Raw genomic sequence first — 19,575 nt, forward strand, 5'->3', positions numbered from 1 at the left:
GAGCAGATGGTTGAGTATCTTCGGAAGCCAATGCACACCCGGAGTGTTGACGATCCCCGTCGTTCTGAGACGAAATAATTCGTCCAGATGAGCAGATTGCTAACTGAATTTCCTGAACTTAGCGGTCACGGGCTGTTGTTCTCGGGCTGGTTTAGCTGTGCTGGGAGTTCGAAGGTGAAGAACAGAACGGCTCCGAGCCCTACAAGCGCGATTCCTGCCCACTCTTTGAGGGGGAGGTAGACGTGGTCGGCACCCCCACCGACTCCATCACGGATTTCGTAGACGGTGCCGTCGTATCTGACGGCGTCCGGGAGCCCGTCCGACGCGGCTTTGAGTTCGGTATCTGTCGTGGAGAAGCTCCCGAACTCCCCGGGGTCGATGGCAAGCAGGAACACGCCACGTTGCTTGGGTGGGAGTGCAGAGCTGTTCACCACTGACGCTGGTTCGCCCTCGACTGGAGCGACAGAGATACGTTCAGCGTCCGGCTGAGAGGGAGCTGACTCCTGCGTGCCAACAGCGTAGAGTGTGGCTCCACTCGCGACCAAAACCACAGCGAGAACCGTCCAAACGCGAACCGTCACCGTTCGCGGCATATCTCAGACTCTTGCTCCCCCAGATAAGTGTCTTGTTGGGCGGTCTGTACTGCTACGAGAGTTTTCTACGCCTTTCGAAACTCACTGTCCTATAGAGTGGATGAGTGGTTCAGACGATACGAGAACTATTCATGGGAATCACCGTACTTTGATACTTGCCTCCCCAGTTTCATCTACTTCGACAATCGCATTGACCGCTGATTTCAGCGTGGTAAGCTCCTGCTGGTCCCGTGATGGATCAATATGAAAATGAATCTGTGCATCGTTCGCCGAAAGGAAGTTCGAGATTGTTCTGATAAACCGAAACACAGTTCGTGTATCCGTATACATCAACATCGCATCAAGTGAATCAAGACAGACCAAAATATCTGTTTGATTCACCCCTAGTTCCCCAACAATTTGATTGACTTTCATACCAACCCCAGTCAGATCATCTGCCCGAGCAGTCGCAAACGAGACATTTTCGCCATATCCCTGGGGAGTCGGACTATCACTATCAGTGATACTCAGACAATGTAACCTCGATTGAGCATCGGGATTTCTCTCAAGCCATCTATCAGCAATCTCAGAGAGTGAAAAATGATAGGACATCTTGATGACGCCTGTTTCTGCGGGGTTCTCTGGTCGAAGTAAATCGTGGCAGACCTGATCTGTGGCTTCACTCATCTGTGGGGCGACCACCAGAACAGAGGACGCCTTTCGTAAAGCAGTCGAATCAACACCGGTAGTTGAATCGCGATTATGGCCAGTCATCGGAATCGCTCCTCAATTGTGTCGATCACATGGCCGACAGACCCGTTCCGCTCGACAGAGACAAATAGCGCATCGTCATGCTGAAAGAAGCGAACCAAGAGGACGTTAGCTGCCAGTGTGACAAATAATTCTGAATCCCCTGCGCCGGGGACGATATCGCCATACGCATGCCGGTCAAGAAAATCCATCCGGAGGAACTCTTCTATCTTCTGCCGCTGGTCTTCATAGTTGTCAGAGCCACCAAACTCGTCGATTACGTCATCGGAAACGTAGAGATCGTTGTAGGTGTCCGTGTTGTATTCGGCGACGATCTGCAAGTTTGAACCGAGATCATCTACGAGTTTCTCGATTGGGAAATCATGGAGTTGAGGGGACTTAGCCACATCCAGTCTATACCAACCATCCTGTATAGGTGACGCCCCTACTACTGAAGGCGAACCACTGGAATTGTCATGGGTTCTCTGACCCGTTGGGCGTCCGTGACATTCAGTCAGTTGACCGGGCCGATAGCGAACACCTCTTGCGCTGCTCGTTGGCTTTCAGATATGATCGTGTTCTTGATGCCTCATCGCTTCCGAGATAGTCCTTCTTTCCGCAGCTGGGACGCACTCCAACGGTTCGCTGGCTACGTACAGCGCCACAACGACGAGACGGAAATTGAGTCGCACAGATAAGAATAGGGACGTTCCAATCTACGTCTTGTCGGCTACGTGCGTCCTGACCATCCCGTAATGGTTCCGTTCCTATGAGGGGACCCGATACAATTCGATCTGGAGGCACGTCTCTCCTGCATTCGAGTCTGGGAAGTTAATCGACCCGTGAGCATTCTCGACAATCCACTTGATTAGCCAGAGGCCAAGCCCACTCGAATGCTCTAACGGGGTCTCCTCGCCCTTCTCCAATGTATACCGTTCCGAGTCCGGAATCACGCCTGCATTCCGAATCTCGATTCGGGCCGTGTCTTCGCTTGGCGTCGAGACTGACACGACAACGTGTGGCGAGTCCCTCTCCTGATGGATAACCCCATTTTCGATGGCCTCACGCAACGCAACAGCCAGATCCTCCCCAGCAAGCACCCTCACACCCTTAGCCCCAGAAAACTCCACCGCTGCACTCGAATATTCGTCTGTCGCCCCTTCGACGGCTGTCCTGAGGACTGGGCCAAGGTCCTGTGGCTCGACCGCAGTATCGCCCGTTGTTTGTTGAATGTAGCGGGCTTTCTCCGCCATTTCGACGACCGACTCAGCATGCTCGATGGCTATCGCCAGTCGCTGGTGACTCTCGGCGGACAACGACTCCGTCTCGTCCAGTAGTTCGAGCATCCCTTTCACGAGGTTGAGGTCGTTGCGGATGTTGTGCCGGAGAACGCGGTTGACGATACCCAACCGCTGTTCGCGTTCGTCGATGTCGCGGCGGGCGTTCGTCAGCGAATACGCCTGCTCGAGCATCAGTTGCGCGTTCAACTCCGGGCTACCAGACGAGCGATAGTCCTCGGGTGGGATGTAGAAAGGGTTCGTGCAGAGCTGGTTGTGGTAGATAATCTGTTCGTGGGTCCGGAGAGCTTTCGCGACCGAAGTCTCGTTGAAGCGTTCGAGATCGTACTGACAGAGCGCGGTAACGGGGAGGTCTGGGCAGGCTGCATCGAAGTCCGCTTCGAAGTCGAGAATGTGGTCAAATGACTGGTCCGTATGAAAGCACCACGAGTTCTCACCGGCAACCCACAACCCATCGTAGCCATCCGCAACACTAGCATCGGCTTCGTCTTCGAGCGTCGTGATCATCTCGGCGGGGTCGAAGCCAGATTCGAGGTAGATATTTTCCGCATCTCGAATGACGAGATCGCCAGCGTCGATACGTCCCTCGACGTCGATGTTGGCTCGCCGGAGTGCAGTTTTGATTTCGGCAGCGGTATTGACGTCAAGCAGGTAGATGCAGCGGTGGCCGGACTGGAGGCCTTCGACGAGGAAGGCTGTGGTAGCAGCTAGCTGGGATTCGTTCGACCGGTAGAAGAGTGCGAGGTGACGTGGTAGTTTCTGGGACCCGAGTTCTGCTCGGAGGTCTGCGGTGGTCGCTTGGCGCGTTGTTTCTGTTGCCAACGGCGACTCGGGTCGTCCCTCCGTCATTGCCGCCACTTTGAGATGGAGGTATAAGAACTGTGTTAATAGATAATTTATAATTAGATTCATCGAGGCGGTGTCGAACTCACGGCGCAAGGCCGTGAGTCGCTAGTAGACAACTGGTGGCGCTCGATTTGAACCTCCTTCTCGATTCAGTCGTGCAATTTCAGCCGTGAACCTGAATAAAGAATCCGCGCTAGCAACGACTGTGTAGCGGTGGTAGCTTACTGGCTGATGACGAAGATTGGTGCGTGTGTCTCTTGCCCGAGTTGCTCGGGAATCGTCCCACCAAAAAAGCGTTTGAATAGTGACCGTTCGGACGCTCCGATGACGAGCAGTTCATGCGCGACGCTTTCCTTTGCTATCGTCGGGACAACATCGTCGCTGCGAACGAGGGTTGTCACAACCGAACTGTCAGCCACCATCTCGGCATACGTATCTAATCGTTGGTCGGCTACCTGTCTTTGATTATCAGTTGCGCCCTCTGGGATGACTGTCAGCAGCGTAATTGAGGCGGCCCACTCAGAGGCGATACTGCTGGCTAGCGTCACAGCAGCATCGCTATTTGGGCCACCCGCAACAGGGACGAAAATCGAGCTGATAGCCTGATTTGTCCCCGGGCCGTAGTGGTTGATTGTCACGTCCTCAAGGCCTTCTACGTCAGTGAAGCCGAATTCTTGGCGAACGATTGCGTCCCCAGTATAGGCGTCTTGTCGATTGACGTGGCGTAGCAGCGGATTGCTTCTACTTAGGCCGGTCGGATAGGTGATAGCGAATTTGAACGGTGGTGATTTGGTTGGGAATGCTGGCATTACTCGTGGGTGGAGACTGTCGGATTTGATTACTCGCCAGAATAGATCGGGCGACGGTTTTTGTCGCCCACGATGGGCGATAGATGGTTCATCTAAACCTAAGCGTCGCCGGTATAATTGTTTCTCGGCTTCCATCTGATACCTCAGTCTAGTATGTTCAATCACCTACTAAACCTTTAGAGCGTTCACAAAAGTTTATAATGTATCTTGGGAGACACGAATTTAGTGCTGGGACACAGGCCTAACGCGGACGAGACGGACCGAGTAATGGGTGCGTTATCACATACTTGCTGTCGCCGGTTGCTGTTCGGACTTTATGAGGCGGAGGAAGAGGAGTCTATCAATTACACTGAAATCACTCCGCACGACGCTGAGAGGGACCACATACAACTGTATCACTCCCATCTCCCCAAACTCGAAACACTTGGATACATCAGGTGGGACGAAGCCGAGAAGACGATACAGAAAGGCCCTCAATGGGAGGAAATTGAACCACTTCTCGAACTCCTCCATTCTCATCTTTGCGAGCTGCCGGAGTTCCTCCAAGGAAAACCATCCGACAGGAACGGGACGAAATGCTAAATCGTTCGTCTGTACTTACTAAAGGTACTCAACCCATTGAAGCGGGTTCTCACCAGCTGATTTTGGGTGAAACAGCCGCCCAGTAGGTATGCGTATTGTTCGTCCAGAGGGATACGACCACCCTGGCCACCTCTCAGCTACGCAGTCACGTTACCAATCAAGGAGTTTCTCACCGGCCAGCGGGGCGACAATGGCCCCACCGACGCCGATCGTGGAGCCGAAAAACGTGGCCAACAGTGGCGGTTCAACGGCATACATCACCGCAAAGAAACCGCTTGCCAATCCGAACACACCGAATCCAGCAGCTGCCTCTCGGCGGTTTGACGGATGAGCGGGCGTTGCGTCGGCGATACCACGCCAGACGAGCCACCCGCCGACGCCACTTCCAAGCGCGGCCACACTCTCGAAGGTAACTCCCTGGATCAGCCCGATAGCGCCGGCGCCAACCGCGACGAGAAGCACTCGACCGGGGGCAGTACCTCGGTCGGCGACCACGTAGAGCACGCCCAGCCCCACCACTCCGAGACCAACCCCGACCACGACGTCAACAAGATAGTGGACACCCAAGATGAGTCGTGACAGCGAGACGAGACCGACGACAGCTGCGGCTCCGAGCCATCCCGGCCAGAGCTCGTCTTCGAAGACGACGAGTGCGAATCCACCCCACACCAGCGTACTCCCGAAGGCGTGACCACTCGGAAATCCGGGGCCCGACCCAGTTGCAATCGAAGCTAACACGCCCTGGAAGATGGCTGGAAGCCATGCTATGACGGGTGCCTCACCCGCACCCGGGGGCCGAGGGAGCAGGAAGAAATTCTTGAGCACCCCGATGAGAGCCACATACGTGAGTACGAGACCAAGAACGAACAGACCACGCCGCCGATCGATCCCCCATCGCGGGAACTGATCGCCGGCGATGTACAGAAGACCCCCCAACAGGAAGAGAAACCAAACGTCGCCGAGCTGGGTTAGTAGAGCGAAGACGATGAGAGCCGGCTCTGAGGTCCATCCGTGAAGTACTTCGGCCACCCCGAGACCGCGATCACCTCCGATCATATTCGTATTGGGGACGTCTCGGCTGTAGTACCGTTAAGACCTCGCCCTGTACTTGATACTGCCCGAATATCTCGCGTTCTCGGTCAGCTATCTATCGAAACAGCCGTTAGGTCGGGAAGTCTACTTGCAAGGCGAGCGTTCACTTGGTGTCAACTTTCAGCAAGTCGTCTCAGTAGCGACCGACGTGATTTGAGCGCAACTCTTTTTTGCGTCGTGGGTGTCCTTGGCCTGTGAGCCCTCCAACTAGAAAGATCGCACTCGGCTTTGTGGTTGCCCTCCTCGTCGTCTCCGCGGGCTGTAGTGCGTTCCAGAACAGCAGTACGCCAACCGACACCGTCCGGCTTGTCAACCAAGATGATACCAGCCATGCGGTCGTGGTTGAAATTAGTCAGGGTGAAGAACTGGTCTATTCGGCAGGTCGGACGCTCGATGCTGAATCAGGGACTCAGTTGGAATCCTTTGGCGAAAACGGCGAGTACCAGGTCGCAGTGACCGTCGATGGGAATACGACCGTGAGGACATACACCTTCCCTAGTGATGATTCGGCGACAACAATTGGCATCGATAACGACGGGCAGGTAACGATTAGTACCTAGTCTGCCGCAGCAATTCAGTGCTCAGCGAGACCATAAGGAAGTCGGCTGGGATTCTGAGGGGCACCGGGTGCTGTTCCCTTACGGGCCTTCGCGCGAGGAGAAGAACTTCCCACAGGCGGAGCGCATCGTGGACGTGGCCCGCTCCCGGCTCGACGACCCGGTGAAACTTCAGACGATGTCGGGAGTCCCGCATGATCGCGTGTTCTGGTATATGAACGCCGCGGAGCGATGCTACTCACCTCGACGCGAGAAGGGGCGCCGAACACGGTCAAAGAAGCACTCGCGTGTAATCTCCCAGTGATTACGACTGATGTCGGGGATACCGCTCAGCGGGTTGCGGGTGTGAGCCACTCGACGGCTGCCAACGACGACGAAGTGCTCGCAGACGCTCTCGTAGAAGCGCTTCGATCCGGGGAACGGTCCAATGGTCGAGAAGCGGTTGCTGACCTCCGACTGAAGAATCAACTAGATCGAATCGAGGCGGTCTATCGGCTAGTAGCCTGATGAGAGTATCTTTCGACAGGTTTCCTAACTAGGTACTCCTGCAAATCGGCGAGTTCGATTTGTAGTCTACTATATCTAAATCCCGACCTCACTTCCCTTCCCTCTCAGTGGAGGAATATCCGGGTTTCGTCACAGCGTATTACTGGTGCCCTTCGCGCCCGCTAACTGCTTCTGGCCACGAATCGCCGGACAACGGCGGGATCTGCGTGCTTGATGGACTAGTCCGTGTATGGGTTTCGTCATCCGGTGTGACGAACGCACCTGGGCCGATACGTCACGAGAATCGGTCTACTGATTCTGTTTCGTTGATGGTGATTGCTCCTCTCTGTGGAGGTACTCTGGACAATTTATTACAATTGATCCTGTTCTGCATTACCCTCGAAGTTCGTGAGCGCAGTGAGCGCCCGAAGAAGGGCCCTCGAAGAGTTGCCTCGATATTGGGCGTCGCTCAAAAGCGAATCGTATTCTCAGTGAACCACTAACGGTCGAACGTGATACGGAACTCCTCTAAACCGTGGCGTTGTCCTCAACCAGGCCCGTTACCAATTCGAACTGGATGTTCTCGTGTTTACCGACGATTTTGGCTGTCGGGAAGCGGTATTCCCCGCGAACACGTTCGTCGTGGAGCGTGAACGACGTCGAATTCTCTTCTGTGTGTCCGGTCACGTAGACGGCATCACCGGGTTCGAGCGGTGCACCCGTGGTGATGTTCCCGGTCGCGTCAGCGTTCGAGCGGTGGATGTCCGTCTGGTTTCCAGTGCTCATGTTCTTCACGTAGACCTCGAAGGACGCGTTCGCTGGAAGGGTTGCTCCGCCGGTGTTGCGGAGTTCGAGCGCGTGTCCGTCCTCGACCATCGAAACTGAGAGATGAGGGAGGTCTGCGACCCACGACGGAGCCCCAGACCAGTTCACGTCGGTATCGAGGGAAGCCGAGTAGTTGTAATATTCGCCCTCCGTTTCGGGGTCGGGAAGGGACAGCTCGGCGCTGTGGATAACTCCCTCGGGGGCGATGAGTGCACGCCCGTCGTACGATGAAACATTGTCGAATGTTGATTCGTTGGCTGTGAGTTCGACGAACGTCCGGCCATCACGCTCGACAGTGCCGTTGACAGTGTAGTTTCCGGCGTAGAAGAAACCAGTGAGTTCGTACCGTGCGGTCTGCTCAGGCTCGGTTACCCAGAGAAATCCATCTCTGATTTCGTTCTGGGTGACAAAGTAGTGGTGTCCGTTGTTACCTGTCATCCTCTCGTAGCCGTGGGTATCCGTCTGGTATCTCTCCTCTACCATTTGAACGGTCTCGTCTGAGCGATTAGAAAAGGTGAGGAACGGTGTTTTGTTCGACCCGTGCGCGTAGCGATAGACGTCTTCTTGGCTCGAAGGGGACTCTCTGTACGTGAGTTCCATTGACTTGTTTGCCGTCGCGTCGAAGTGCGCATTGATCAATTCGGAATGATTTGTGAGCGTGCCGTTGTCCGCGACGCCTGGAGGATACTGCTCGACACTAACGTTCGGCGACCACGTACCAGCCGTGGTCGTCGAACTAGCTGTCGTGGTAGGGGTAGCCGTAGTCGTGGTCGTAGGTGTGTCAGTATTCTCGGTGGTGCTGGAGGGGGTCGTCCCGCCGCTACAGCCGGCGGTAACGAGGAGGAGGGCGACGCCGACGGCGAGCGCCGCACGTCGTTTCGAGGCCGTCATGGAATGATCTAACGGCGTAGCGGGTAAAACGGTATTGACTGGCACCCCGAGGTCAACGAGAGAGCAGCGGGAGCGCCGAGGAGGACACGACGGTGTTTCATACTACTTCCTACAATGACACATGTACGTTATTTTGTCTTAGAGGGCGTGTCGGTTGTCAGAAGTACCGCTCATCAGTCCGCTCTTCCCCTGTGCTTAGCGAAACGCCAAACCACCGAGATGGGTTCTCCCCAGCTGATTTGGAGTGAAACACCCGGTCAGAGGTATACGTAGTTACCTTGCTAACGACTCGGGTGTGATAACGCGGAGAGTGACGACAACTGGCAGAAGGAAGATAATTGCGACGACAACCACAGAGAGCGGAATTCCAATGATAGCATCTGATTGCTGACGGATGATGTATAAGAGACCGACAGCCAGTAGACCAGCCATCAAGGCAAGTGGATACCGCATCTCCCGCTGACGGAACCAGAGATAACCACTCAGACTCAGCCCGATACCGGGAATAACGAACAGACCGGTAGAAATGGAAAATAGGCCGGCGGCCATCCCAGTGTACTGCCACGGCTGAAACACGGCAAGACTCCCGACGATACCCGTGATACCGACCAGACTAATTACGAGCGCTGGAATCTGCTCGTATCGAATTTGACTGGGTGTAGACTCTCGGAACCAGAACCAACCAGTTGCTACAAATCCGAGATTAATCAGAAGGAGAAGGATGGTTGCTAATTCCGGAAGGTCAGCATTTAACGGCCCATATTCAGGCCAAAGACCAACGATGGTAAGAAGACTACCAATAAGTCCCAGAATAATAAGTGATTTAGCCGCTGTCGTAGCCATACGGACACAATCTCCCGAACATGTAAATGTCTTGTCTGTACTGGCCGATTCAGCTCTTAATGTTTCAGCCCCCGTCGGAAATAGCGTACCCTCCAGTGATTTTCCCGGTATATCTTCTCGTCGGCCCTTTCCTGGCGAGTGATGGTACAGTCGTTTGTTGAGTCCCCTGAAACCCTTTACAGAGGCCCCGGTAGTGACTTCGTATGAAACGCCGGGCAGTACTTACGACGATCTCGTCCGTGGCTGGACTCGGGGCCGTAGCTGGGTGTCTCGGCATGGACGATAACCTTGGAGACGAGACGGGAACCACCCCGGCAGAGACGACGACCACAGAAGGATTGCACACGACCTCGACGCAGACGACAGACCGTCTGCCTGAGGACTGCCAGCCGCTTCCAGATATTGACGGGTTGCCTGCTCGCCCGCAGACACTCTCAAAGGACGGTGTCACGGCGTACGTGAGGGAGTTCGAACAGGCGTATGTGGCCGCCGCCATTGACGAGGACGAAGAACTGGTTTCGCTCATCGTTGAGCGTGTCTCCGAGGAGTCAGGGGACTACACGGTCGAACTACTCGGCGAGATGGTATCGACGACACAACGGACAACCGGCGAGGAGACGCAGACAGAGCAGCCGGTGGACGCCCGTGAGTACAGGGTGCAGTATCTGGTTTCGGAGCATCGGCTAGTTCGTGAACGTCGTGGGATTGCCGGTGGGACGGTTATCTCGCAGAATTGTTGGATGATAAACACTGCATAGACGTTCTCTCGTGGACTGGAGAATTCTCTCGAACGCTGTAACGTTCGCCTGTACTTTGTACTTAGCCCACCAATATGGTGTGTAGAAGAATCTTCGATGACAGAGAATCAGCGAGTAAGAGCTGTACCTCCCTGAATTTCTGGGGGACAGAGAACCGTTTTAGCGTGAAATAGATTGCACGAAGTCAAGAACATCTTGCTCACGCTGCTGCCAACCCATATCCAGATCCACACTCACGCTCAGTTCAATAGCATCTGACATCGAAACGTTTTGAGAATCCTCAAAGTCATCCGCAGGATAGACTCCACCACCAGCAAGAATCGAGCCGTTGGATTTCCACCGACCAGCAATACCTTTGATCGGGAGTGTCCCGCCACCGAACGTCAGTTCGTCCTGGTCACTGTGCGGGATATCGACGCCACTTATCGTCACTTCTTCAAGCGGATACTCGCCGCGCACTACCGGGAATTCTCCCGCAGATGTATTTGACGCGTCCATTGTACCGTCGGTCTGAATGTTCTGGACGCCAAACTCACGCATTGCCGAAGTAAGATGATCTCGGATCGATTTCCTGATTTCCCCGTTTTTCAGCCTGGTGGCTATCGAGAGATGTGAGGGGAATACGTCCACCCGTGACGCAAATGCCACAGCGAATGGACGGTCGATTTCGCCGAAGGTATCTTCTTTAATCCGCTCACGAAGATGGGTGTCCTCGTAACGAACAGTATGGCCATGGGCAGTGTAATCCACAACGAATGCTGCACTTCCCTCCAGTAACAATCGAGGTTCTGAATTCGGCGTTTTGAGCGTCCATCGGTCGACAGCATCGACTTCTGGCGCAGGGACATCTTTGTCTGAAGATTCGCCCACTTCCGCATTTGAAGAACCCCCACAGCCAGCCAAGGCACTGCTGCCGGCGACACCGATTCCAGCCAATAGACGCCGACGGCTTAGCGTCGGTTGCTCATTTTCTCCCACAATGATACGACAGTTCGAATCTAATGTTAAATTCTTTCTCCTGAGAAACATCCGCTAGCAAGGGCTGCGAATGGCGCATTCACGGGTTCAGTCGTCGCAGTTGGCTTCGCAACTGGGAGAGTTACTTACGGTCGGTTCAGCGAGTGTGATCGCGCCATCGCTGGTGACGACAATCTCGTAGCCCGCGTACGTGAACGAGACCGCTCCATCGTCCATGCTTCCGATGAGGCGGTTGAGACTGTCGGGGTCGATTACATCGTACAGTAGTGGTAGCTCTATTGCGTCTATGTCGCGTTTCGCTGCGATGGTATCGATAATTCGCTCTGACGGAGATTCAGACATCAGCTAGCTATCTCATAAGAGAGACGACCACTTAATGCCGAGCCGTTTTTTGTAGCTCACTTATTCAAAAATCCGCAGCGTTCAAAGTGAATGGTGGTTATCCGTGCCGGCGGCCTATCAATGATATGACGCAGACGAAATCTGACCTCTCCATAGACGACCTGCTCGCAGCCCTCAGCAACGTCCAGCGACGCCAGCTACTGGAATCACTACTCACTGACTCGCCACCCGATGATCCAGCCTACGTCATCGTTGACGCCGACACCAACCTCGCGATGTACCACATTCACCTGCCGAAATTAGTCGAGTACGGTCTCATCAACTGGGACGAAGACACCAATCGGGTAACCAAAGGCCCGGAGTTCGAGGCGGCAGCCGACCTGCTTTCCCAACTCACCAACCACGACGAACCCCTCCTTTCGAAGGAAGTCAACGATGACTGAGCGAAGCGGCGACGCGGCGCACTCCACTGAGGGGCATGGGAGTACCGACGGGGAGAGTGAGCAGAGGGGTGTATCTGCGGAAGCCAACGCACAGGCAGAGTGTTGGCGATCTCCGTTACTCCTTGGAGAAATAACTCACTCGGAGTACCCAGGTGTATCCTCTAAACTTACTGTTCCGCCTGCTGGGATTGGAAGTCGTGGAGTTGCTCTCGAAGCTGACCGATTTCGGCCTGCTGGGAGACGAGCATTGTGAAGACGAGCGGCCACTTCATACTCTCAGCGCTGGCGAGCTGTGCGTGACCGGCGTACGAACGCTGCTTGGCGCGCTCGATAAGAACGTCCCAATTCTCTTGTTCGGCCGGAGGGAGGAGTCCGCGGAACGGATGCCAGTTTTCCTCGAAGTCCTCGACGAACTCTGGATAGAGTTGGTCGTCGTCGTCAGTCGTCGCCATTGTCTTCCTCCAGTTTGGTTTCCAGTTCGGCGATGCGTTTCTCCTGGGAGACCAGCATGGAGAAGACGATCCCCCAGTTCGGCTCAACGGGATTTTGCTGGCCGGCAGCGTGAGCGTGCTGGTGAGCTTGGACGAGTATCTCGTCCCAGTGTGGTTGGTATTCGCGGATGAGGCCGTGGCGGAACACCTTCCAGTCGTTTTCGAAGCCCTGCAATCGGTCGCGGTAGGTTGCTCGAGTCTTCCCCATACACCAGAACTCGCTGGGTTAGCGGATAAGCCAAATCCTGCCGTGCGCTGAAAGTGCAAGTGTACAATCTACCCCTCTTTTCAGTGATTTCCTCCTCTCAGAGAATACCGGATTATTCGGCGGTTTTACTACCAGAATGGCCTGTCAGCAGGGCAGCACAGATAGTGGAGATTCCGGGGCTATGGGATTCGCTGTGCGGTGAGTCGCTTCCAGAGCAGACCAACAAGTACCGCCAGTGTGCCGGGGACAAGCGCTGACCCACTCCCAAGTAGCAGAGCGTACCCGAACTTCGCTACTTGCGACGGGGGCTGCCCAGTATACGCGACGCCAATCACGGAGACCGCTCCAAATAGCACACCAAACGAAATCGCGTACGCGTACGCCACGTCGTAGTCCAACGCGACAGGCAGTGCGGCGAGAACGACCAGTACTCCGCCCGCACTCCACAATCCGGCGACAAACACCACGTCCAGTATCGGCCCACTCCCATCCATTAGTTGTGCATATCGGGCCATTCCTGCACCAACGACAGTACTCCCGAGTACAACTCCGAGGAATGCTCTGAGTGATGGAAGAGGGATTCGATTTGACCAATCAGGGCCCATTATGCAATTCGTGACGCCTCTCTGGGAAATAGATTGCCTGTACTTACCGAAGCTACTCACCACACCGAAGCGAGTTCTCACCAGCTGATTCGGAGTGAAAATACCCTCTCAATGGGTGTGCGAATTTTGTACGGGGAAATTGAGAGTTGGAACTTAAGACCTTCCGAGAGGCGAGAAATGTTTATTATGGATACATATGATGACGGGATATGCCAACCATTGAGGGGTGGTCACTGTGGGTGCATATTGCGGCAGGCGTGGTGGCCGTCCTCGCCGGGACAGGTGCGATCGTGACGGAGAAAGGGGGACAGCGACACCGACAGGCTGGCAAACTCTTTCTCGTCTCAATGGGCGTCGTTGTCGGGACAGTGTTCGTGCTCCTCGCTCTCAATCCGACCTCATTTCGGATCATTCTCACGTTGGTCGCCGTCTTCAGTGGGTATCTTGCCTTCTCCGGATATCGCGTGCTTTCCCGGAAGCGACCGGCTGCCACCCCTCAGCGTCTGGATTGGATCGCAACCGGGAGCGTGGTTCTGGCATGTCTCGGATTGGGTGTCTGGGGGATTGTTTGGGTCGTTACCGGTAACTCATTCGGGCTCGTGATGCTCGTCTTCGGCGGAATTGGAGTAACATTCGGAACGATTGATATTCGAGCCTTCCAGAGAGATGCATCTGATGAGTGGCTAGTTAGTCATCTTCAACGGATGATTGCTGCGTTTATTGCGACGATCAGCGCTGTGTCCGCAGTTAATCTCACCCCCGTGTTGGGTATTCTGGCGTGGTTATGGCCGACAATCGTGGGAACACCCCTGATATATTACTGGTCAAAGGAACACAGCACGGAGTGACACGGCGATTCCACAGTCATCCCTGTATTGCGTAGTCCTTTCCTCCAATTGACCGCCAGAGAAGTCCAAGGCGCTTCCTCGGTAGATGGTCTGGACCTAGCAATTCCTACCCTACTGCTCTTGCTGCTCAGACGGCGAATATCTGGGTTTCGTCACAGGGTATTACTGGTGCCCTTCGCGCCTGCTCCTTTCTGCGATTAAAATACCATATTGGTGACTATTTCCCCACGTTCCCACCTACGTTGAAGCATCTGGCGGGCGACACAACCAATAATGGACGATCAGAATCGGCCAGCGAACGACGAGACAGCCCACACGGACCACGATGAGGAGGCCACTGAGCAGGCACTCCTTGAAGAGGAGGCTGAACCCCATCCTGAGAAGGAACACAGCACACATGATCAACACGGGGAGCATGATGGCCACGGAGGGATGCACGAGGGCCACGAGCAGATGTTCCGCCGGCGTTTTTTCGTCTCGACGCTCCTCTCCATTCCCGTCCTCCTGTACAGCGAGACGCTGCAGGAGTGGCTTGGGTTCTCTGTCCCGGCGTTCCCGGGGAGCGAGTGGATCAACCCCGTCTTCGCGGTCATCGTCTTCGCGTACGGTGGGGTGCCATTCCTCCGGATGGCGGCACCGGAGCTGAAAGACCGGGCGCCGGGGATGATGACGCTGATCTCGATGGCGATCACCGTCGCGTTCGTCTACAGTCTCGCGAGCGTTGTCTTTCCCACACAGTCGGCGTTCTTCTGGGAGCTCGTCACCCTGATCGACATTATGTTGCTGGGGCACTGGATCGAGATGCGGTCCGTACGCCGGGCCTCGAGCGCGGTCGACGAACTGGCGAAGCTGATGCCCGACACCGCCGAACGAATCACCGACGACGGGGAGACCGAGGAGGTCCCGGTGAGTGAGCTCTCCGAGGGCGACCTCGTACTCGTCCGCCCGGGCGCGAGTGTTCCCGCCGATGGGGTTGTCGAAGAGGGCGACTCGAACGTCAACGAATCCATGATTACGGGTGAATCCAAGCCGGTTTCGAAAGACCCTGGCGACGAAGTCATTGGTGGAGCAATCAATGGAGACGGGAGCCTCCGCGTTCGGGTCGGTGCCACGGGTGAGGAGACGACGCTCGCGGGGATTATGCGACTCGTCGAGGAAGCCCAGCAGAGCAAGTCCCAGACGCAAGTATTAGCCGACCGCGCGGCCGGCTGGCTGTTCTACGTCGCTCTCGGAGCGGCAGTCCTGACAGCCATCGCGTGGACACTCGCAGTCTCGTTCAACGCGACCGTCATCGAGCGTGTGGTCACGGTGCTCGTCATCGCCTGCCCGCACGCGCTCGGACTCGCCATCCCCCTCGTGGTCGCAATCAACACGTCGTTGGCGGCTCGGAACGGGATGCTGGTCCGGGACCGTATCGCGATGGAGGAGGCGCGGAACCTAGACGCCATTATCTTCGACAAGACGGGGACGCTCACAGAGGGCGAGCACGGTGTCGTCGACATGGCGACCGTCGACGGCGTCGACGAGGACGACGCGCTCGCGCTGGCAGCAGCCGTCGAGAGCGACTCCGAGCACATGATTGCGCGAGCCATCCGCGAGGCCGCCGGAGAGCGCGACCTCTCTGCGCCTGACGCGTCCGGCTTCGAGGCGATCAAAGGCCGGGGCGTCCGAGCGAACGTCGACGGCGACGAGGTATACGTCGGCGGCCCGAATCTACTGGACCAGCTGGACAGCCAGGTACCCAGTCACCTCCAGCGCTTCGCTGATGCAGCTGGGGAGAACGCACAGACTGTAGTGTATCTCGTCCGGGACGGCGAGTTGATTGCTGCCTTTGCGATGGCCGACGTCGTTCGTGAGGAGAGCTACCGCGTCGTCGATGCTCTACACGACCTCGGCATCGAGGTGGCGATGCTGACTGGAGACTCCCGGGACGTTGCTAACGCTGTCGCCGACGAGCTAGACATTGACACAGTGTTCGCAGAAGTCCTCCCTGAGGACAAGGACGAGAAAGTTCAGGAACTCCAAGGCCAGGGCAAACTCGTCGGCATGGTCGGCGATGGCGTAAATGACGCGCCGGCGTTGACGCGGGCAGATGTTGGCATCGCTATCGGGAGTGGGACGGATGTCGCGGTCCAGTCGGCCGATGTCATCCTCGTTCAGAATAACCCGGTGGATGTGGTTCGCCTCGTGAAGCTGAGCAAGGCGAGTTACCGGAAGATGCAGGAGAATATCGTCTGGGCGGCTGGGTACAACGTCTTCGCGCTCCCCCTTGCAGCCGGCGTGTTGGCACCGATCGGAATTCTGCTGTCGCCTGCTGTGGGCGCGCTCCTGATGTCGCTGAGTACGGTCATCGTCGCCGTTAACGCTCAACTGCTTCGGCGCGTTGATCTGTCTCTTCCCGAGCTTCCTGGAGAAACCGCCTCTACTGACGCGCAACCTGCAGATTGAATTTCTCCATAATCGCTTCGGAAGCGTTCTTTTAATTGAGTCTGGTTGGTGGGAAACAATCGGTAGATCTGTGTAATTCGACGAGTGTCGGTTTGTAGTCACCACCCCCGTTTCCTAAAACTGGTTTTCCTCTCTCACGCTACGCCTCAATCCCGAAATCCAACGTAAGAAGCTTCGAACCGTTATATGGTGGCCAAGCGAACTCCTCGATGAGACGTCTGACCTAATCGTCAAAGCAGCTGTGAAAGATGCACTGGCGGACTACAACGTCTCGGTAGATTTCTACGACGGCCTCCACGAGGAGGTCGCCCTGGACGGTGACCAGCGCCGCCAGGTCTACCCTTGGAAGTTCTATGGGCTCACGGAGGAGGTCAAGAGTTCCCGAAAGAACACAACCTGCTCGCCGCGGAGGAGACGCTCCAGCAGATCTACGACACCATCGCTGATAAGCCCGGGAAGATGATCAAGTACGAGAACGCGCCCCCTTCCCGACGACGTCTAACGGGACGTTCTATTTCCGAATAGTTTGCTATTCGTACTCTTCAGAGGATGACAAGACGATATCTGGTTAACCAACAAATCTATGTCGATACGCCTTTGTTGGTTAACACGAGGCGACCGTGGATGTCCTACGAGCCACCGACGCCGCCGGCGGAGCTCCCGACAAACCTCGTCAATACGCTCAGCGAGTACTCTTCTGAGCAGCTACAGCACGTTGCCCGCTACGCTGAAGAGCTAGCTGAGCACAAAGCTCGCGAGGCACGTCTCGAAGAGGACTCAGATGAAAACGAGATCGAAGAACGCCCCGACGATCTGCCGGACGACGTCCCAGCGAAGGCCACAGTCACGATCAAGGAGATTAACGACAACCGCTACTACTACTGGCAGTGGCGGGATGGCGATGAAATCAAATCCCAGTACAAGGAGCCAGTGAATTCAGACGAGTGATAGCAACCGTCCACGTTCGACTTTGTTACGAGAGATTACGAGACGCGGTGTCGTGGGTAACACTACCTCGAAAGCTGAGGACAACACATCGATAGAGGTGTGTCTCGACTGGAAGGGGTCCATCGAACACATCGATAGAGGGGTGACTACGGACGACGGCTTAGTAGGCCGATATCTTGAGTATTTTAATTATCGGCACAGAAAAACCACGCCAGAACACTAGGTGAGGGATTGGAGGGGGTTCCAGCTATATCCGGAGATAGAGGATTTTAGCGCCCAGATCACACTTCGATAGAGGTGTGTGGTGTGAAGATAGGATACGCGGCTAAGGAGAAGAGTGGGTGATTGTGGATCGAGCGGTTTGAGCGTGATATGGGTCAACACGGCAGTACACATCGATAGAGGGGTGTCTCCTTCCGGGAGACAATCCTGAGACGAATTCGAAAGACGGGACAGTTCGGCGACGATAGAAGTCGCTCAGGTTTCGTTGCGAACCTGTGCTTTCACGACTGACTCGACCTCATCAGTCGAGACCATCTCGATACGAGAGTCCTCACGCAGCGTTTCCAGAATCGTCTCCGGGCGTTCGCCGAACTGGAATTCGAGGAACATCCCCGAACTAGGACCGTGGCTCCGACGCTCGAAGTCCACCAGCGAGTACGTCGTCAGCTCCTTCATCTTGTTGACGTAGGTCTCCTGGTGGTACTGGTCCGCATCGATCGACTCTGTCAGGTACTGATACACCTGGTATCCAGTGGTACTCCGTGCCGTTCCGCCGTCCGTTTGGGCTGCCACCGATGCCGTAGCGTACAAGCAGAGTTTCTTCTGGGTGCTGATCCCACGGACAACCTCAAGGACGCGGTTCTTCTCGACTTTGTCCTGGGCCATCCGGACGTGCTTCTCGCGAATTTCTTGATCGCCCTCGCGTTCGGCGAGTTCCCCAGCAACGCGCATCAAATCGATAGCTTTCCGCGCGTCACCGTGGGTTTGGGCCGCGAAGGCAGCCGCCAACGGGATGACTTCGTCGTTCACCACGCCATCGTGGAAGGCGTCTTGCCGGCGCCGGAGAATCGACTGGAGCTGGTTCGCGTCGTAGTCATCGAAGTGGACGTCTTCCGGCGTGAACGAGCTCAGAGCGCGGCTACCGACGGACTCCATCATCTTCGTGTCGTTTGAGATTGCGACGACGGAGATGTACGCCTGGAGGTCGTCGCTAGCACCGGCCCGCGAGAGCTGGTACAGGAGCCGCGAGAAAGCCGGGTCTTGCTTGTCGCGTCGGCCGACGAGCATGTCGAGTTCGTCGAGGACGAAGACGACTGAATCGAAGTTCTCGTTGACGATGCGGTAGAGTTCGTCCCATTTCTCCTTGGTCGCGACGCCGTGTTTCGGGACCTCGACGTCGACGCCGGCTTCGTCGGCGGCCTGCTGGGCGAGTTCGTAGACTGCGACGCCGAGAGTATCGAGGTCCTGGCAGTTGACCTCGATGGTGCCGAACTGGATGTCTCGCGAGTCACAGATGCGGCTGATGTTCTTGCAGACGGCTTTCGTGATGAGAGATTTCCCCGTCCCGGACGGCCCGTAGAGAAAGAGGTTCGGTGGCCGGTTGTCACCGAGTGCGACGCGCAGCATCTTGGTGACTTCCTGGAGCTGTTCGTCACGCCCGACGATGCGGTCTTCTTCGACGACGTGGTTGGGATCGAGCAACGAGCGGTCGCGGATGAGACCGTCTTGTTCGTCGAATTCCAACAGCATATCTTCGATTGATTGGGATGGCGTCCCGCTATCCTCGCCAGAAGCTGCGCTGGGAGCGTGTTGAGACTCGGAAGATTCCGTGGAAGAGTTCCGCTGGGTGGCGTCAGTCTCTAATGACTCCGGATCGGGAGGGGTGTCCTCGGAGTCGTCAGCGTCCATGTTGAAGCCCATACAAGGCAGAAGTAAAAATGTTCCCCACCCCT

The 19,575-nt window shown here is 55.9% G+C and carries 20 protein-coding genes and 1 pseudogene; 7 read left to right on the plus strand and 14 right to left on the minus strand.

All coding sequences use genetic code 11. From position 1 onward, the window contains the following. Positions 1 to 125: 125 nt before the first annotated feature. The 7 genes from G9C83_RS15335 to G9C83_RS15365 all read right to left on the minus strand — a co-directional run bounded on the left by G9C83_RS15335 (position 126) and on the right by G9C83_RS15365 (position 5,913). Positions 126 to 395 carry a hypothetical protein gene (locus G9C83_RS15335; protein WP_167247516.1) on the minus strand — a complete coding sequence of 90 codons (270 nt, stop codon included), beginning with the start codon at positions 393 to 395 and terminating at the stop codon, positions 126 to 128. A gap of 336 nt (positions 396 to 731) precedes the next feature. Continuing rightward, positions 732 to 1,259 (minus strand): hypothetical protein, encoded by a 528-nt coding sequence (locus tag G9C83_RS15340; protein WP_167247518.1) that lies wholly within the window; start codon positions 1,257 to 1,259, stop codon positions 732 to 734. Positions 1,260 to 1,342: 83 nt separating this feature from the next. Beyond that, positions 1,343 to 1,729 (minus strand): hypothetical protein, encoded by a 387-nt coding sequence (locus G9C83_RS15345; RefSeq protein ID WP_167247520.1) that lies wholly within the window; start codon positions 1,727 to 1,729, stop codon positions 1,343 to 1,345. A 360-nt stretch (positions 1,730 to 2,089) separates the two neighbouring features. Then, a complete protein-coding gene (locus G9C83_RS15350) occupies positions 2,090 to 3,469 on the minus strand; it encodes an MEDS domain-containing protein (RefSeq protein WP_167247522.1) in 1,380 nt (459 codons plus the stop codon). 218 nt (positions 3,470 to 3,687) lie between these two features. Then, positions 3,688 to 4,275, minus strand: coding sequence for a universal stress protein (locus G9C83_RS15355; protein ID WP_167247524.1), 588 nt, complete (start codon positions 4,273 to 4,275; stop codon positions 3,688 to 3,690). A 279-nt stretch (positions 4,276 to 4,554) separates the two neighbouring features. Continuing rightward, the gene (locus G9C83_RS15360; RefSeq protein ID WP_167247526.1) at positions 4,555 to 4,821 is read right to left on the minus strand and encodes a hypothetical protein; all 267 of its coding nucleotides are present in this window, start codon (positions 4,819 to 4,821) and stop codon (positions 4,555 to 4,557) included. A 186-nt stretch (positions 4,822 to 5,007) separates the two neighbouring features. Then, positions 5,008 to 5,913 carry a phosphatase PAP2 family protein gene (locus tag G9C83_RS15365; RefSeq protein WP_167247528.1) on the minus strand — a complete coding sequence of 302 codons (906 nt, stop codon included), beginning with the start codon at positions 5,911 to 5,913 and terminating at the stop codon, positions 5,008 to 5,010. Between the two features lie 230 nt (positions 5,914 to 6,143). Here G9C83_RS15365 and G9C83_RS15370 point away from each other — a divergent pair, with 230 nt between their 5' ends. Next, positions 6,144 to 6,509 (plus strand): hypothetical protein, encoded by a 366-nt coding sequence (locus G9C83_RS15370; protein WP_167247530.1) that lies wholly within the window; start codon positions 6,144 to 6,146, stop codon positions 6,507 to 6,509. A gap of 1,011 nt (positions 6,510 to 7,520) precedes the next feature. Here G9C83_RS15370 and G9C83_RS15380 read toward each other — a convergent pair. Beyond that, positions 7,521 to 8,708, minus strand: a complete 1,188-nt coding sequence (locus G9C83_RS15380; RefSeq protein ID WP_167247535.1) for a hypothetical protein — start codon at positions 8,706 to 8,708, stop codon at positions 7,521 to 7,523. A 273-nt stretch (positions 8,709 to 8,981) separates the two neighbouring features. Then, on the minus strand, positions 8,982 to 9,551 hold the full coding sequence (locus G9C83_RS15385; RefSeq protein WP_243838095.1) for a hypothetical protein: 570 nt from the start codon (positions 9,549 to 9,551) through the stop codon (positions 8,982 to 8,984). 203 nt (positions 9,552 to 9,754) lie between these two features. Between G9C83_RS15385 and G9C83_RS15390 the strand changes: the two genes are divergently transcribed. Then, a complete protein-coding gene (locus G9C83_RS15390) occupies positions 9,755 to 10,309 on the plus strand; it encodes a hypothetical protein (protein ID WP_167247537.1) in 555 nt (184 codons plus the stop codon). A 159-nt stretch (positions 10,310 to 10,468) separates the two neighbouring features. On the opposite strand, the gene G9C83_RS15395 is transcribed toward G9C83_RS15390, so the two are convergent. Further along, the gene (locus G9C83_RS15395) at positions 10,469 to 11,287 is read right to left on the minus strand and encodes a hypothetical protein (protein WP_167247539.1); all 819 of its coding nucleotides are present in this window, start codon (positions 11,285 to 11,287) and stop codon (positions 10,469 to 10,471) included. Between the two features lie 87 nt (positions 11,288 to 11,374). After that, positions 11,375 to 11,629 (minus strand): HalOD1 output domain-containing protein, encoded by a 255-nt coding sequence (locus G9C83_RS15400; RefSeq protein WP_167247541.1) that lies wholly within the window; start codon positions 11,627 to 11,629, stop codon positions 11,375 to 11,377. A 125-nt stretch (positions 11,630 to 11,754) separates the two neighbouring features. On the opposite strand from G9C83_RS15400, the gene G9C83_RS15405 reads away from it, so the two are divergent. After that, the gene (locus tag G9C83_RS15405; protein WP_167247543.1) at positions 11,755 to 12,072 is read left to right on the plus strand and encodes a transcriptional regulator; all 318 of its coding nucleotides are present in this window, start codon (positions 11,755 to 11,757) and stop codon (positions 12,070 to 12,072) included. A 167-nt stretch (positions 12,073 to 12,239) separates the two neighbouring features. Here G9C83_RS15405 and G9C83_RS15410 read toward each other — a convergent pair whose 3' ends face one another. Further along, the gene (locus G9C83_RS15410; protein WP_167247545.1) at positions 12,240 to 12,524 is read right to left on the minus strand and encodes a hypothetical protein; all 285 of its coding nucleotides are present in this window, start codon (positions 12,522 to 12,524) and stop codon (positions 12,240 to 12,242) included. Further along, the gene (locus G9C83_RS15415) at positions 12,511 to 12,771 is read right to left on the minus strand and encodes a hypothetical protein (protein ID WP_167247547.1); all 261 of its coding nucleotides are present in this window, start codon (positions 12,769 to 12,771) and stop codon (positions 12,511 to 12,513) included. Before G9C83_RS15415 ends, G9C83_RS15410 begins: the two co-directional genes overlap by 14 nt. An 814-nt stretch (positions 12,772 to 13,585) precedes the next feature. On the opposite strand from G9C83_RS15415, the gene G9C83_RS15420 reads away from it, so the two are divergent. From G9C83_RS15420 to G9C83_RS15435, 4 genes and pseudogenes are all read left to right on the plus strand, one after another. After that, positions 13,586 to 14,224: a hypothetical protein gene (locus tag G9C83_RS15420; protein ID WP_167247549.1), complete on the plus strand. Its 639-nt coding sequence runs from the start codon at positions 13,586 to 13,588 to the stop codon at positions 14,222 to 14,224. A 432-nt stretch (positions 14,225 to 14,656) separates the two neighbouring features. Beyond that, positions 14,657 to 16,672: a heavy metal translocating P-type ATPase gene (locus G9C83_RS15425; RefSeq protein WP_167247733.1), complete on the plus strand. Its 2,016-nt coding sequence runs from the start codon at positions 14,657 to 14,659 to the stop codon at positions 16,670 to 16,672. Between the two features lie 289 nt (positions 16,673 to 16,961). Further along, positions 16,962 to 17,197: pseudogene (locus G9C83_RS15430) on the plus strand (hypothetical protein); the annotation flags it as partial. Positions 17,198 to 17,296: 99 nt separating this feature from the next. After that, the gene (locus tag G9C83_RS15435; RefSeq protein ID WP_167247551.1) at positions 17,297 to 17,620 is read left to right on the plus strand and encodes a hypothetical protein; all 324 of its coding nucleotides are present in this window, start codon (positions 17,297 to 17,299) and stop codon (positions 17,618 to 17,620) included. 477 nt (positions 17,621 to 18,097) lie between these two features. On the opposite strand, the gene G9C83_RS15440 is transcribed toward G9C83_RS15435, so the two are convergent. Then, positions 18,098 to 19,531, minus strand: coding sequence for an orc1/cdc6 family replication initiation protein (locus G9C83_RS15440; RefSeq protein ID WP_167247553.1), 1,434 nt, complete (start codon positions 19,529 to 19,531; stop codon positions 18,098 to 18,100). Positions 19,532 to 19,575 lie beyond the last annotated feature (44 nt).

The organism is Halobacterium sp. R2-5, assembly GCF_011734195.1.
Taxonomy (GTDB): Archaea; Halobacteriota; Halobacteria; order Halobacteriales; family Halobacteriaceae; genus Halobacterium.